Source organism: candidate division KSB1 bacterium (assembly GCA_022562085.1).
In the GTDB taxonomy this organism is placed as follows: Bacteria; Zhuqueibacterota; Zhuqueibacteria; order Oceanimicrobiales; family Oceanimicrobiaceae; genus Oceanimicrobium.
In genome coordinates this window covers 1-13,572 of the sequence record JADFPY010000100.1, presented here as the reverse complement: position 1 = coordinate 13,572, position 13,572 = coordinate 1, and the positions used below count along the sequence as shown (strand labels likewise).

Below are 13,572 nucleotides of genomic sequence, written 5' to 3'. Positions count from 1 at the left end.
TTCTTTTACCGTTTCGGCCATGTTTTTCTTTTCTCCCCTGCTAATCATTGATTAAGTTTTGGCTATTCCATTTATAAAAATATCTGCGATCTGCTCAGCGGACTTTTCCAAATCATATTTGCCGTTTTTCATTAAAACCCAGTGCGTGGCAACTTCATCCAGCGAGCCAAACAGAGCTCGTTTTATCAGTCCGGGGTGAATGTCTTTGCGAATGACCCCATGCCGCTGCCCTTCTTCGATAATATCCCCCGCCACATTTAGATATTCCTTAAGTTTTGAACCGGCGTATTCTTTGATAAATTTGTTGCTTTGCCGCAGCTCAAGCTGAAAAACCTGCGCCAACCTGGGGTTCTTTTTTACAAAATTCAGATGAGTCTTAGCAAAAACCCGGAGTTTATTTTTAACATCTGCTGCGGATTCAATTTCCTTACTGACTTTAGAAATAAATTTTGCCATTTCCTCTTCAAAAATAGAAATGAGAATCTCGTCTTTATTCTTAAAGTAGAGGTAAATGGTGCCATCGGCGATGCCGGCATTCTTGGCAATTTGCGAGACTTTGGCGTTGTAGAAACCTAGTTGGGCAAAAACTTTAACTGCGGCTTTTAAAATGCGGGATCTTTTATCGTCCTTGGAAGGCATGATTGGTTTCCTTACCTTATATAACTCGGCGACTGAGTTAAAATATTCCATAGAAATGAATGAATATTCATTCATAATATAAAAAATTAATTTTGGGAGTCAAGAAAAATTTTTAGAAATTCTTGAAGAGAAAATAGAGGAAAATAAAGATAGGTGTAAGATAAAACAAATTTGGTAAATCAATACTTCGGCACACTCGGGTCAACCTCATCCGCCCAAGCTAAAATTCCCCCTTTGAGATTCTTAACTTTCTCAAAACCCGCTTCCCGCAAAAATTTTATCGCCTTAGCGCTGCGCTCGCCTGAACGGCAATGAACGACAATCTCCTGAGAACGCTCTAATTCATGAACGCTCTTTTCAAGTTCACCTAAAGGAATCAACCGCGAATTGGGGATGCGGCAAATATCAAATTCGTGCGGCTCGCGGACGTCTATAATAACCTGTTCATCTTTGCTAAGGATTTTTGTATTTAATTCTGTTACAGAAATTTCGAATTCCCCTTCAAGGATAACTCGATCTGCTTCGCTACCAATTCCGACACGTCACTACCCGCCCGCCACTGAAGGAATTATACTGATGACATCTCCCTCTTTTAACTGGGTCTCGCTATTTTCGAGATACCGAATGTCATCATCGTTCACATAAACATTGACGAAATTGCGAATCTGTCCATCCTCGCTAAAAAGATGCTTCTTCATATTGGGGAATTTTTGCATTAAATTATCCAGAAGCTCACCGATATTTTGCCCCGACAGCTTGACGCTATCTCGATTTTCTGCATATTGCCTGAGTGCGGGGGGAATTATAATTTCAACGGACATGGTACCTTCCATTCATCCGATGACTTGAAGTCATCGGATGATCTTCGAAACAAGCGTCTAAAATAAAAAACCCACAAGTGTGGGTTAAATTTTCTTAAGACAAAAGCAACTTCACACTCACCTATTCTTTGCTACCCAATCTTTTATATAAGCGATAATTTCTCCTGACTCCGAACCGGGGCCGAACAGTTTGCCGGTGCCCTGCTCCTCCAAAGCTTTCGCATCATCAGGGGGGATAATGCCGCCGCCGGTCAGCAGGACATCGTTCATGCCTTTTTCTTCCATGAGTTTTTTAATTTTGGGAAACAAAGTCATGTGAGCACCCGAAAGGATGCTTAAGCCGATCACATCCACATCTTCCTGAAGGGCGGCTTCGACAATCATTTCCGGCGTTTGATGCAGGCCGGAATAAATAACTTCAAATCCGGCGTCGCGCAAGGCGCTGGCGATCACTTTTGCGCCGCGATCGTGGCCGTCCAAACCGGCTTTTCCTACCAGTACTCTGATTTTTTTTTCCATAGAATTAGTTTCGATTTTTTAGTTTCGGGTTTCGAATTTCGGGTTTCGGGTTTAAAAAATAATCGGTTCTTTATACACTCCGAACTCATCTTTCAAAACATCTATCATTTCACCAATTGTGGCATAGGCTTTTGCACACTCAATAAACCTTGGCATGAGATTCGAGCCGTCACGTGCCGCTTCTTGCAATTGGTTTAAAGCTTCGTCCACTGAAACCTGATTGCGGCCTGTTTTCATTTTGTTCAAACTGTCGATTTGTTCCTTGGTGACTTTTTCATCGATCCTTAAGATCGGGATATCCAGTTTTTCGTCTTTTTCTTTATGAGAATTCACCCCGACGATCAAGCGGTCCTTCGCTTCAATCTCATCCTGATATTTTCTCGCTGCCTTGGCGATATCTCTCTGGAAGAATCCTTTTTCAATCGCGGGGATAACACCGCCTAGCGCATCGATTCTCTCAAAATACTCTTCAGCCTCTTGCTCCATTTTATTGGTTAAGCTTTCCATAAAATAGGAGCCGGCAAAAGGATCAATTGTGTTAACAACACCGGTTTCATAAGCGATAATTTGCTGTGTTCGCAAAGCAATCTTCGCAGCGTACTCGGAAGGCAACGCCCAGGTTTCATCCAAAGAATTTGTGTGCAGGGATTGAGTGCCGCCCAAAACGCCGGCCATTGCTTCAAAAGCTGTGCGTATGATATTATTTTCGGGCTGCTGGCCGGTTAACGAGCAGCCGGCTGTTTGTGTATGGAATCTCAGCTTCCATGATTTCTCATTTTTTGCACCGTATTTGTAGCGCATTCTTTTCGCGTAAATCCGTCGTGCCGCCCGAAACTTGGCAATCTCCTCAAAAAAGTCAATGTGGGAATTAAAAAAGTGGGAGAATCGCGGCGCAAATTCGTCGATGTCAAGGCCTCGTTCTATGCAAGCTTCGACATAAGCAAAACCATCGGCCAGCGTAAAAGCCAGCTCCTGAACCGCTGTCGAACCGGCTTCACGAATATGGTAGCCGCTAATCGAAATCGTATTCCACATCGGCACATGTTTGGTGCAGTACTCAACCGAGTCAACAATAATCCGCATCGAGGGCTCAGGCGGAAAGATAAATTCTTTCTGGGCGGTATACTCTTTTAAAATGTCATTTTGCAAAGTGCCGCGCAGCTTTTCCTGAGGTACACCTTGTTTTTCGGCAACGCAAATATAAAAGGCCAGCAGAATGGCCGCAGGAGAGTTGATGGTCATCGAAGTGCTGATTTTATCCAGAGGAATACCCTCAAACAACACCTCCATATCGGCCAGCGAATCGATGGCCACACCGCAGGTACCGACTTCGCCCTCGCTTTTCGGATCGTCGGAATCGACACCCATTAAGGTCGGCAAATCAAAAGCAACGGAGAGCCCGTCCTGACCATGTTCGAGGAGATACTTAAAGCGCTCGTTGGTATCTTTCGCCATACCGAAGCCGGCGAATTGCCGCATGGTCCACAAACGGCCGCGGTACATGTTGTGGTGAATGCCCCTGGTGTAAGGAAACTCGCCGGGAAAACCAATGTCTTCAAAGAAATCGACGTCCTGCGAGTCATCAGGAGTATAAAGGTCTTTAATTGGCTCGCTCGAAACCGTTACAAATTTCGCGTCACGGTCGCGTGTTTTTTGCTGCTTAGCCTCACGCCACTGTTTTTTCTGAGCTATGACCTTGTCAAGATGTCCATTATTCATTTTTTTTCTCCATTCTACTTTTGAAGTTTTCCACAAGTTGATCCGCAATTTTATAGGGGGACAGATTCAAATCATTTGAACTTTCGAGATTTTCAATCAGTGTCTTGCGGTTTGAATCATCCCAGAATTCTTTTTCAAAACGCTGCCGGACAATCGATTGAATTTTCTTTGAAATGCGTTCTTTTCTTTTTTGATTTAATAAATTGTTTTCTTCCAAGAATTTTCGATGCTTATTAATCATTTCGGCAATCTCGGAAATACCTTCACCCTGGCTGGCGATTGCCCGCAAGACTTTTGGATTCCAATCCCGTTGCGCCCGCAGATGAAGCATCGATTCGATTTCGACAATGGCATTTTGAGCGCCGTCTCGATCCGCTTTATTTAAAACAAACAAATCGGCGATCTCCATTAATCCCGCTTTCATCGCTTGTACCGAGTCCCCTGACTCCGGCACCAAAACGACCACCGTCGTATCTGCCACCTCGACCACATCCAACTCTGACTGCCCCACGCCGACGGTTTCCAAAATCACAAAATCTTTCCCGGAGGCATCCATGACATCCGCAGCATCGTTGGCTTTTTGCGAAAGCCCACCCAAGCTGCCACGACTCGCCATACTGCGAATGAACACACCTTCATCGAGGACGAGATCATTCATGCGAATGCGGTCGCCTAAAAGAGCGCCGCCTGTAAACGGACTGGTTGGATCAACCGCAATGACGCCGACCGAGTGGCCTTGCTTGCGATAGTACTTTACGAGCTGATCAACGAGAGTACTTTTACCGGCACCCGGAGGTCCGGTAATGCCAATTCGATAGGCCTTCCCTAATTTTGCATAAACAGAATCAAGGATTTCAGGCGATTGCGGATCTTCATTTTCGATCAGTGAAATCGACTTTGCCAGGGCTCGTCGGTCGCCTTTGAGGAGATTTTCGATGATGTGATTGTTACTGCTCAAAATTTCTCTCTAAAACAAATGAGTTAATCTTCAACTATCAAAAGATACCAAAAATTGTTCAAAACTGCAAATAACTAAATTCAAATCACAGGTTATTTAAACGACTCGTCATTTTCCATCTACTGGCTTTTGAATTTGTTTCAGCCGACTTAAGCCGCTGGTTGCTTTGTTTATGCAAGCTTTCAAACAAAACCGCACCTATCGCAGCGATTTCTTGATCGGGAGCCCCTTCCGTTAGTTCGCCCAATTTTTCCGGATGGTTTAGAAATTCTTTTTCTATAAAATGAGTATCAAAATCACCTGAAACAAATTTTTCGTGCTCCATGACCTTACGACAAAATGGAATGGACGTTTCAACCCCAAAGAGGCAGTATTCTTTGAGCGCTCTTTTCATTCTTGAGATTGCCTCAGTACGATCCTTCCCCCAAGTAACTAACTTGGAAATGAGCGGGTCATAATAAATGGAGATTTCGGCGCCTGAATAAAACCCGTTATCGTCCCGCACGCCGGGTCCGCTGGGCGGTGACATGAAACTAATTCGCCCTGTTGAGGGGAGAAAATTATTTGTGGAATCTTCGGCATAAATCCGGCACTCGATGGCGTGACCGGTGAAACGAATGTCATTTTGTTCATACCCAAGCGGTTCACCCTCGGCAATTCGAATTTGTTCTTTGACCAAATCTAACCCCGTAACCATTTCGGTAACCGGATGCTCAACCTGCAAGCGCGTATTCATTTCCAGGAAATAAAAATTGTGGTTTTTGTCAAGCATAAATTCGACGGTACCGGCATTTTGATATCCGCAAGCAACCGCCGCATTCACGGCTGCCGTCGCCATTTTCTGACGCAATTGCTCATCTATAATACAAGATGGTGCCTCCTCGATGACTTTTTGATGGCGCCGTTGAATAGAGCACTCCCGCTCCCCCAAGTGTAAAACATTGCCATGCTGATCTGCCAGTATCTGAAACTCGATGTGCCTCGGCGCCTCCAAGTATTTTTCGATGTAGATCCGGTCATCTCCAAATGCGGACTCCGCTTCTGATTTTGCCGTCCGAAAAGCGGAAGCAATTTCGGTTTTGGTTTTTACGACTCGCATACCTTTACCGCCGCCGCCCGCAACCGCTTTTAACAAAACCGGGTAGCCCAGATCGTTAGCCAAAACAGCTGCTGCTGCCTCATCTGGCAAAGCTTTATCCGTTCCGGGGACAATTGGCACGTTTGCTTTGAGCATCCTCTGCCGCGCTGCAGTTTTATCCCCCATCAAGCGCATGGCTTTGGGTGGCGGGCCAATAAAGACTAAACCAGCTCCAGCGACTCGCTCAGCAAATTCCGGGTTCTCCGCAAGGAAACCGTACCCCGGGTGGACTGCGTCTGCTCCCGATTTCTTAGCAACTTCGATCAGCTTATCCTGAACCAGATAACTCTCATTCGAAGGCGCTGGTCCTAAATAATAAGCCTCATCAGCGAATCGGACATGCAAAGCGAGGCGGTCGGCCTCAGAGTAAACGGCAACAGTTGAAACTCCCAACTCTTGACAGGCGCGAATAACGCGCACCGCAATCTCACCACGGTTGGCAATCAGGATCTTCTTAAATTTATTGGCCATTTTGAAAACTCTTCAGGGCTTCCTTCTCGTTTTGATGCCCCTCCAGAATATTTTCCAATTTCGCGATTTTAATAAGAGTAAGAATCTTGGTGTTTAAATTGACCAATTTGAGTTTCCCGGAATTCAGCTTGGCTTGCCGGTGCCCAAACAACAGGGCACCTAAGCCTGAACTGTCCACATAATCGACTTGATTTAAATCGATTAAAATATTCTGCGCGCCTTCTCTTTCAATTAATCGCAGCAACTCCGTTTTCATATCAGACGAAATATTGCTATCGAGGCGTGATTCCTGAACGCGCACAACCGTGACGTCTTCGATGTTTTCTTTCTGAAAATTCATGAATCCTCTTTTTAATTCAATCAGTCCTTAATCCAGAATAAATGTTACATTCATTGTGACGCGATATTCGGAAACCCTGGCGTTTTCAATTTTGGCTTTTTGCGAAACGATTTCAGCGCCGGTAATGTTTCTTAAGGTTGAAGTCGCGCGATCGATTCCTATTTGAAATGCATCCTGAAACCCTTTTTCTGATGACGAAGTAATTGTTGTAACTCTTGCAACGGCCATGTTACCCTCCTTGTTTGGGTTATTGGTTATTCGTTATTCGTTATTCGTTTTTTGACCAGGCTAAAAGTACTCAGCCGAAACGTTATCCTTTAAACCTTTCCCCCGACGCATTTCATCAGCGACCACACACTTTATTTCATCATAACTGTAATTGTCCGACAAAATTTCTTTTATGGGCTTTAAAGCGGGCATGCCGGCTACTTTAATAGCACTTCTGATACCCTTAACTTTATCCGCTGAAACCACCGCGACGACTTTAACTAAATCGGATTCAATCAGGTGGCTTAAGTGAGTAAATATGGTACGAGCGGATAAATTACGTTGTTCCGCAATTCCCCCGGCTGAGAGTCCCTTTCGAAAAAGTGCCAGTGTGACCTGGTCAGTTGAAGACACCCCCGAAAGCCATCGCGATGATGAGCCCGAGAGTGCCGGAACAGAGGCATCTTTGGGATCCAGCGGAATTGGGGTAAGCTTTTGCAATGCCTCTTCTCCTTCCAGCGTAAGCTTTAGAAGAGGATAATCTTTCCAAATCAGTTTTAAATAACGCTCCTTCAAAAGTTGGTCGACAAAATCTTTGCATTGTGCTTGCGTGTAATGCTGCAACCGGCCGTAATGCTTAACTTTATGCCAGCCAAATGCAAAAATCTCTTTTCCTCTTGACCCGGTTAATACTTCCACCAAACGGCTTCGTCCAACCTCGCGTTTAAAATGTTTGACGGCATGCAAAATGATAAGCGCGGTCTTTTCCACTTCCGAATACTCTCCGTCGGCGGCTGGCTTTTTTGCAGAAATAGAACTTTTCCTCAAGCACACATCACAACACCGCTCAGCATCGGGAGCGCCCTTATCTCCGAAATGCTCCAGAATAAACCGCCGCCTGCACCGGCTACTATCTGCATAACCGATCATCTGGTCTAATTGTTGGTGCCTATACCGCCGTCTTTTCTCTATCTCCCGAACGTTTGTCGAAAGGTCTAACCTTTGAATGGGCAGGAGTTTAAAGTTCAACGTTTGGTTCCGGTCTCCCAAATCTTGCATGACCTTCGCTTTCAGAAGCTCGGCAATTCCGACGCGTATCTTGGTTTCGTAAAGATCAGTGGCTCTCTCCAAATAACCCATGTTTATACGAATCAGGTTGTCCTCAGCAAAGCCTTTGAGCACGTCATAAATTTGCGTCAATTCTTTCCGGGTCGGCAAGCTGTTTTCGATAAACCATTTCTGCAACCCTTGATCATCAGGCGAGTAAAGCAAAATAACCCGGGAAGGTTCGCCGTCACGACCGGCCCGGCCAGCCTCCTGATAATAGGCCTCCAACGTGCCGGGTAAAGTATAATGAATCACTCTGCGAATATCCGGCTTGTCCACTCCCATGCCAAATGCGTTCGTGGCGACGATGACGGAGGTTTCATTATTCATAAAAGCGTCTTGAATGCGGCTGCGTGATTCAGCACTCAGGCCAGCGTGATAAAAATCTGTTTTCTGCTTACAAATAATTCTTACAAATTCCGCAACCTCTTCAGCCTCCCGCCGCCTGCCGGTGTAAATGATCGTGCTTCCCGGTTGTTTCTTTAACAGTTTCTCTAATTCAAAACGTTTGGCATTATCGTCCAGCGTGTATTCAACTTCAAACGAAAGATTGGGACGATTAAACCCGGTTACAATTTTCTTGCAATTCAGCAATCCAAGCTGCTGGATAATATCTTCCTGTACTTTAACTGTCGCCGTAGCGGTCAAAGCCGTCACCGTCGGGTTGTCGAGCGAAGAAATCACATTTTTCAAATTCAAATAATCAGGACGAAAATCATGTCCCCAGTGCGAGATACAGTGTGCTTCGTCAACTACAAATAAACTAACTTCAACTTCGGCAAGCGCGGAGAGAAAAACACTGCTGCGAAATCGTTCCGGTGCGACATAGATCAATTGGAACCGCCCTTCTCTCATGTCTCGAATGCGCTCGCTTTGCTCAGAAGTCGACAAAGAGCTGTTTATAAAAGCCGCAGCTTTTCCAGAAGCTTGCAGGGTTTCAACCTGGTCCTTCATTAAAGCGATGAGTGGTGAAACTACCAGAGTTGTGCCCTTCGTTAAGAGGGCCGGAAGCTGGTAGCACAACGACTTCCCGGCCCCCGTCGGCATCACAACCAGGGCGTCGTTTTTATTCAGAACGTGGTTTATCGCTGCATCTTGCCCCGGCCGAAAGGCGTCGAATCCGAAGTGGCGGTGTAATTCTTGTTTTAAGTTTAGCGGCATGTGATTCTTAGAAAATATCTAATTGTTTTCTTCAATCCAGTTTTTTAGAAAAGGAGTAACTTGTTCAGAAAACTCCAAGGCATAGTTTAGAATCTCTATGGAATCTTCTTCGGATTTCAGAATCTCAACTTCATAATCAGCAACATTTCTCTCATCGAAAGCTTGACGTATTTTTGAATGTAAGTCTTTAGAAAGCAAGCCCTGTTTGATAAAATGCTCGGCAAATGCCGAAATCACAGCGGAGTGCTTTTTTCGTGACAAATCTTTAGTCGTCAAAACAGCTTGAGTCAAATAAAACATTGAATAATAAGCTCTCGATATAGCACCGTAGCAGAGACCCTCTTCACAAAGTAAATTTGCTTCTTTGAAGGCTCCTTTTCTTTCGATCATTTTCTCGATAGCTTTTCTTCTGTTTTGAACGGTCACAAATCGATGCCCTCTTTGGTGACATTTTCATAAAAATAGAAAAACCGATCTTCCGTAAATTCAGAGGCACTGATAGTCCTCGTTGAGATGTAGCAATCATTATCATAAGAAATATCAGTACTTATATCTCTCACTATTTTCTTGTCCTTCTTATGGAAGGGTTCAACCAGAACGAGAAAATCATAATCAGATTCCTCATCTGCATCGCCTCGTGCACGGGAGCCGTAGAAAACAATCCGTTTTGCCCGCTCATCTAACATCTCGCGCACTCTTGTCACAAATTCATCGATAACTTGTTTCTCTTCAGCAGCCCGGTTTCTTTTAACTTTCGAAACTATGTTTTCCATTTTTTTACTTAACTATCTTTTTGAACACCGCAAAAAAGACATTTGCTCTACAACCTTCAATCTTAACTAAAGCGGAATATTCCCGTGCTTCTTCCGCGGATTCGAGTCTACTTTATTTTCAAGCATTTCAAGAGAGCGAATCAACTTCGGTCTCGTCTCTTGTGGCTCAATGATTTCGTCAATATAACCGCGTTCGGCCGCAATATAGGGATTAGCAAATTTCTCTCTATATTCCGTTACCTTCAGGTCGGTGGTTTTTTCTTTGTCCTCGGCTCTTTCAATATCTTTTTTGAAAATAATCTCCACCGCGCCTTTGGGACCCATGACTGCAATCTCTGATGACGGCCACGCGTAATTAACATCACCGCGAATGTGCTTGGAGCTCATAACATCATAAGCGCCGCCGTACGCCTTGCGAGTAATGACCGTGACTTTCGGGACTGTAGCTTCACAATAAGCATACAAAAGCTTGGCACCGTTTTTTATGATGCCCCGCCACTCCTGATCCGTGCCCGGCAAAAATCCCGGCACATCCACAAATGTGACGATTGGGATGTTAAACGCATCGCAAAAGCGTACAAATCTGGCGCCTTTAATTGATGAATCGATATCCAACACCCCAGCTAAGGCAGCGGGTTGATTTGCAACAATCCCAACAGACCGACCGGCTAAACGGCCAAACCCTACCACAATATTTTGCGCATAATCCGCATGAACTTCAAGAAATTCGTTGTCATCGAACACCCTGGTAATAATATCCCGCATCTCATAAGGTTTATTGGGATTTTCCGGGATAATAGTCATCAACTCTTCATCGGTGCGATGGCTATCATCCGAGCATTCAAATCGCGGCGGGTCCTCCAAATTGTTTTGAGGCATATAACTTAGTAGCTTGCGGATTGTCTGTAAACACTCAACTTCATTTTCGGATACAAAATGAGAGACACCACTTTTAGTGGCGTGGGTTTCAGCACCGCCAAGTTCTTCAAAAGTAACCTCTTCGTGAGTCACGGTTTTGACAACTTCCGGGCCGGTCACAAACATGAAGCTGGTTTTCTTAACCATTAAAATAAAATCTGTAATTGCCGGCGAGTAGACCGCTCCGCCGGCGCACGGTCCCATTATTGCCGAAATTTGCGGCACCACACCGGAAGCCAAAGTGTTGCGCAAGAAAATATCCGCATAAGCGCCGAGACTAACAACTCCTTCCTGAATGCGCGCGCCGCCGGAATCGTTCAGGCCAATCAGCGGGGAGCCAACTTTCATAGCCATGTCCATTATTTTGCAAATCTTTTTCCCATACGCTTCGGAAAGGGAACCCCCCAGTACAGTAAAATCCTGTGAAAAGACAAACACCTGCCGGCCTTCAATCAGCCCGTGGCCTGTCACCACGCCGTCGCCGAAATACCTTTGTTTGTCGAGACCAAAATCACTGTATTGATGTTTAACGAGCATGTCGATTTCCTGAAAGCTGCCTTCATCGAGAAGCAAATCAATGCGCTCACGGGCGGTTAGTTTGCCTTTTTTGTGCTGGGCATCGATGCGTTTTTGGCCACCGCCTAACAAAGCTTCGGATTTCTGCTGGCGTAAGTGCCGAATTTTTTCGGGAATTGCCATTTGCGTTGCTTATTTTGCGAGAACTTTTAAGTTTAAAAAACTTAAATAATAAATAATCAAAAATCAACAGATTTAAAAACACAACACGGCTCCTTGAATTTGAATGCGCAATTACTTCGGCAACTTTCTGTAAAAAAAATAATTTCCACCGATTCACACCGAAATTTCGCCGAGCGTCACCGAAATTTTTTAAGAAATTAATTTCTCTACTTGGAAATGAGGCAGGGCTGAATTGTTTAACTAATTTAATTATTTTCAAATAAAATTCGGTGAGCTTCGGTGACTTCGGCGGAATTCGGTGGGAAAAGTTATTTGTTTTTTTTAAGATTACACAATGATTTTTTTACATGATTATCTCACGGGTAATTCATATTCGGAATAAAGAAGCCTCACAAAAAGTAATTTAAACAATTCCATTTACAAATTTAATAAAACCGCTGAGGATCTTATGAAACACACAATCAAACTCCTCTCAATGTTTTTGTTAATGCAATGCTCAAACAATCCCATCTCTTCCAGCCCAACCCAGGATGAAGGTGAATGGTTGATCCGTAAAGCGATGCCAACCGCAAGACAAGAAATTCCCCATGCTGTGTTGGAGGGAAAAATCTATATACCGGGCGGGTTTACTGCCAGTCGCTCAGCAACAAACATTGTAGAAGTTTACGACCCCGCAACGGATGATTGGTCCACCGCACCTCCCCTTCCGGTAGCCATGCACCATTTGCATTTGGCAGCGGCAAACGGCACGCTTTATATTCTCGGGGGTTACGAAACCTCTGGCTTTGTTCCCTCAAATCGAGTCCTTGAATTAGATTTACAAAATAACCGCTGGAATCCAAAAAAGAACATGCCAACCAGTCGGGGAGCCGGAATTGCTGTGGCATTTGAAAATAAAATATATGTCATTGGCGGCTCAGCGGGTGGAGCCTCGGGGACCAATGAAATGTATGACCCCACTACAGACGATTGGACCCCCCGTGCACCCATGTTAACTGCACGCGAACATCTTGCCGGGGCACTCATTGATTCTCTGATTTATATTGTTGGAGGAAGAGTCGGTGCAAGTAATATGGGTACGCTCGAAGTCTATTCACCCAAAACGAACGAATGGCGCACTTTGACGGACATGCCGACTCCCCGTGGCGGCAATGCGGCTGCTTCAGCAAACGGAAGGCTTTATGTTTTCGGAGGCGAGTTCTTTGAAGACGGTTCCGGCGTTTTCAACGAAACCGAGGAATATGATCCGGTGACCAATGACTGGCGTCAAATGGCTGCAATGCCCAACCCACGGCACGGAATCGGAGCAGCCACGATAGGTGGCGATATTTACATCATCGGCGGCGGACCCGTTGCCGGGTTTGGCGTGGCCAATGTCAACTCGATTTTCAGGCCGCCTTCGAACGTTACTTCAGTTGCAGAAGAAAGCACTTCACCGCAAAACTTTGTCTTAGAGCAAAATTATCCAAATCCGTTTAACCCAAGCACGACGATTCGGTTTACATTAAAAAACTCCAGTCAGGTTACTTTAAAAATCTATGATCTCTCCGGACGTGAAGTTATAACACTTGTTGATGGCAGACTAAATGCTGGAGAACACGCGGTTCGGTGGCAAGCAAACTCAATTGCCAGCGGCGTCTACGCCTACGAATTAAAAGCAGGCGGTTTTGTGGAAACGAAGAAAATGATTTTGTTAAGGTAACACGATTATCACCCGCAAAAGGGCTTGATTGCACTTAACTTAGAACTTCAAATTAAGCTTTTTGGGAGAGAACTGAACCTACTCAAAAATCCACGGCCTTTTTGTCGGGTGAATGAATTGTTATGTGCTCTCTCGCCGCTGTGCTCCTTTTGACAGATACAAATTCCTTCCTAATATTTGCAGTACATTGCTGACTATCTTCTGAAAGCGATGACTGATGGATATGAATTTTTTCGAGGCATCAGTCATTTTTTATTGAGATGTGATCGGCCTGACAAGCCATCCCGTCATCGGGTCTCCGCGTTCGACAAGCAGCACGGAACCGCCTGATCGAATCTGCTCAAAATCGCTGAACAGGCTTGGAATCCCCCGCGCTTGAAGCCAATCCGCTCGGTCCATC

The 13,572-nt window shown here is 44.9% G+C and carries 14 protein-coding genes; 1 reads left to right on the top strand and 13 read right to left on the bottom strand.

What is annotated here, in order from left to right:
• Positions 1 to 51: 51 nt before the first annotated feature.
• The 13 genes from IH879_10430 to IH879_10370 form a co-directional block, all read right to left on the bottom strand.
• Positions 52 to 639, bottom strand: a complete 588-nt coding sequence (locus tag IH879_10430; GenBank protein ID MCH7675353.1) for a TetR/AcrR family transcriptional regulator — start codon at positions 637 to 639, stop codon at positions 52 to 54.
• A gap of 179 nt (positions 640 to 818) precedes the next feature.
• The gene (locus tag IH879_10425) at positions 819 to 1,172 is read right to left on the bottom strand and encodes a hypothetical protein (protein ID MCH7675352.1); all 354 of its coding nucleotides are present in this window, start codon (positions 1,170 to 1,172) and stop codon (positions 819 to 821) included.
• Positions 1,173 to 1,184: 12 nt separating this feature from the next.
• On the bottom strand, positions 1,185 to 1,460 hold the full coding sequence (locus tag IH879_10420) for a MoaD family protein (GenBank protein MCH7675351.1): 276 nt from the start codon (positions 1,458 to 1,460) through the stop codon (positions 1,185 to 1,187).
• Positions 1,461 to 1,577: 117 nt separating this feature from the next.
• The gene (locus IH879_10415; protein MCH7675350.1) at positions 1,578 to 1,979 is read right to left on the bottom strand and encodes a cobalamin B12-binding domain-containing protein; all 402 of its coding nucleotides are present in this window, start codon (positions 1,977 to 1,979) and stop codon (positions 1,578 to 1,580) included.
• Between the two features lie 51 nt (positions 1,980 to 2,030).
• The gene (locus IH879_10410; GenBank protein MCH7675349.1) at positions 2,031 to 3,698 is read right to left on the bottom strand and encodes a methylmalonyl-CoA mutase family protein; all 1,668 of its coding nucleotides are present in this window, start codon (positions 3,696 to 3,698) and stop codon (positions 2,031 to 2,033) included.
• Positions 3,691 to 4,656, bottom strand: a complete 966-nt coding sequence (gene meaB, locus IH879_10405) for a methylmalonyl Co-A mutase-associated GTPase MeaB (protein MCH7675348.1) — start codon at positions 4,654 to 4,656, stop codon at positions 3,691 to 3,693. The genes IH879_10410 and meaB overlap by 8 nt, the downstream gene beginning before the upstream one ends.
• Before the next feature lie 85 nt (positions 4,657 to 4,741).
• Positions 4,742 to 6,265: an acetyl-CoA carboxylase biotin carboxylase subunit gene (gene accC / locus IH879_10400; protein MCH7675347.1), complete on the bottom strand. Its 1,524-nt coding sequence runs from the start codon at positions 6,263 to 6,265 to the stop codon at positions 4,742 to 4,744.
• The gene (locus tag IH879_10395) at positions 6,255 to 6,605 is read right to left on the bottom strand and encodes an STAS domain-containing protein (protein MCH7675346.1); all 351 of its coding nucleotides are present in this window, start codon (positions 6,603 to 6,605) and stop codon (positions 6,255 to 6,257) included. Before IH879_10395 ends, accC begins: the two co-directional genes overlap by 11 nt.
• A 27-nt stretch (positions 6,606 to 6,632) precedes the next feature.
• Entirely contained in the window at positions 6,633 to 6,833 is a 201-nt protein-coding gene (locus tag IH879_10390; protein ID MCH7675345.1) for a dodecin domain-containing protein, read from the bottom strand.
• Positions 6,834 to 6,893: 60 nt separating this feature from the next.
• Positions 6,894 to 9,080 (bottom strand): RecQ family ATP-dependent DNA helicase, encoded by a 2,187-nt coding sequence (locus tag IH879_10385; GenBank protein ID MCH7675344.1) that lies wholly within the window; start codon positions 9,078 to 9,080, stop codon positions 6,894 to 6,896.
• 18 nt (positions 9,081 to 9,098) lie between these two features.
• Positions 9,099 to 9,470, bottom strand: coding sequence for a HEPN domain-containing protein (locus IH879_10380; protein MCH7675343.1), 372 nt, complete (start codon positions 9,468 to 9,470; stop codon positions 9,099 to 9,101).
• A gap of 32 nt (positions 9,471 to 9,502) precedes the next feature.
• Positions 9,503 to 9,853 (bottom strand): nucleotidyltransferase domain-containing protein, encoded by a 351-nt coding sequence (locus IH879_10375; protein MCH7675342.1) that lies wholly within the window; start codon positions 9,851 to 9,853, stop codon positions 9,503 to 9,505.
• 66 nt (positions 9,854 to 9,919) lie between these two features.
• A complete protein-coding gene (locus IH879_10370) occupies positions 9,920 to 11,470 on the bottom strand; it encodes an acyl-CoA carboxylase subunit beta (protein ID MCH7675341.1) in 1,551 nt (516 codons plus the stop codon).
• A 448-nt stretch (positions 11,471 to 11,918) separates the two neighbouring features.
• On the opposite strand from IH879_10370, the gene IH879_10365 reads away from it, so the two are divergent.
• Complete coding sequence (locus IH879_10365; GenBank protein ID MCH7675340.1) at positions 11,919 to 13,172, top strand: T9SS type A sorting domain-containing protein; 1,254 nt, start codon at positions 11,919 to 11,921, stop codon at positions 13,170 to 13,172.
• Positions 13,173 to 13,572 lie beyond the last annotated feature (400 nt).

What these genes read in the sequence shown, in the direction of transcription:
- IH879_10430 (MCH7675353.1), bottom strand. Translation starts at nt 639, where the DNA reads ATGCCTTCCAAGGACGATAAAAGATCCCGCATTTTAAAAGCCGCAGTT.
- IH879_10420 (MCH7675351.1), bottom strand. Translation starts at nt 1,460, where the DNA reads ATGTCCGTTGAAATTATAATTCCCCCCGCACTCAGGCAATATGCAGAA.
- IH879_10415 (MCH7675350.1), bottom strand. Translation starts at nt 1,979, where the DNA reads ATGGAAAAAAAAATCAGAGTACTGGTAGGAAAAGCCGGTTTGGACGGC.
- IH879_10410 (MCH7675349.1), bottom strand. Translation starts at nt 3,698, where the DNA reads ATGAATAATGGACATCTTGACAAGGTCATAGCTCAGAAAAAACAGTGG.
- accC (MCH7675347.1), bottom strand. Translation starts at nt 6,265, where the DNA reads ATGGCCAATAAATTTAAGAAGATCCTGATTGCCAACCGTGGTGAGATT.
- IH879_10395 (MCH7675346.1), bottom strand. Translation starts at nt 6,605, where the DNA reads ATGAATTTTCAGAAAGAAAACATCGAAGACGTCACGGTTGTGCGCGTT.
- IH879_10390 (MCH7675345.1), bottom strand. Translation starts at nt 6,833, where the DNA reads ATGGCCGTTGCAAGAGTTACAACAATTACTTCGTCATCAGAAAAAGGG.
- IH879_10385 (MCH7675344.1), bottom strand. Translation starts at nt 9,080, where the DNA reads ATGCCGCTAAACTTAAAACAAGAATTACACCGCCACTTCGGATTCGAC.
- IH879_10380 (MCH7675343.1), bottom strand. Translation starts at nt 9,470, where the DNA reads ATGATCGAAAGAAAAGGAGCCTTCAAAGAAGCAAATTTACTTTGTGAA.
- IH879_10375 (MCH7675342.1), bottom strand. Translation starts at nt 9,853, where the DNA reads ATGGAAAACATAGTTTCGAAAGTTAAAAGAAACCGGGCTGCTGAAGAG.
- IH879_10370 (MCH7675341.1), bottom strand. Translation starts at nt 11,470, where the DNA reads ATGGCAATTCCCGAAAAAATTCGGCACTTACGCCAGCAGAAATCCGAA.
- IH879_10365 (MCH7675340.1), top strand. Translation starts at nt 11,919, where the DNA reads ATGAAACACACAATCAAACTCCTCTCAATGTTTTTGTTAATGCAATGC.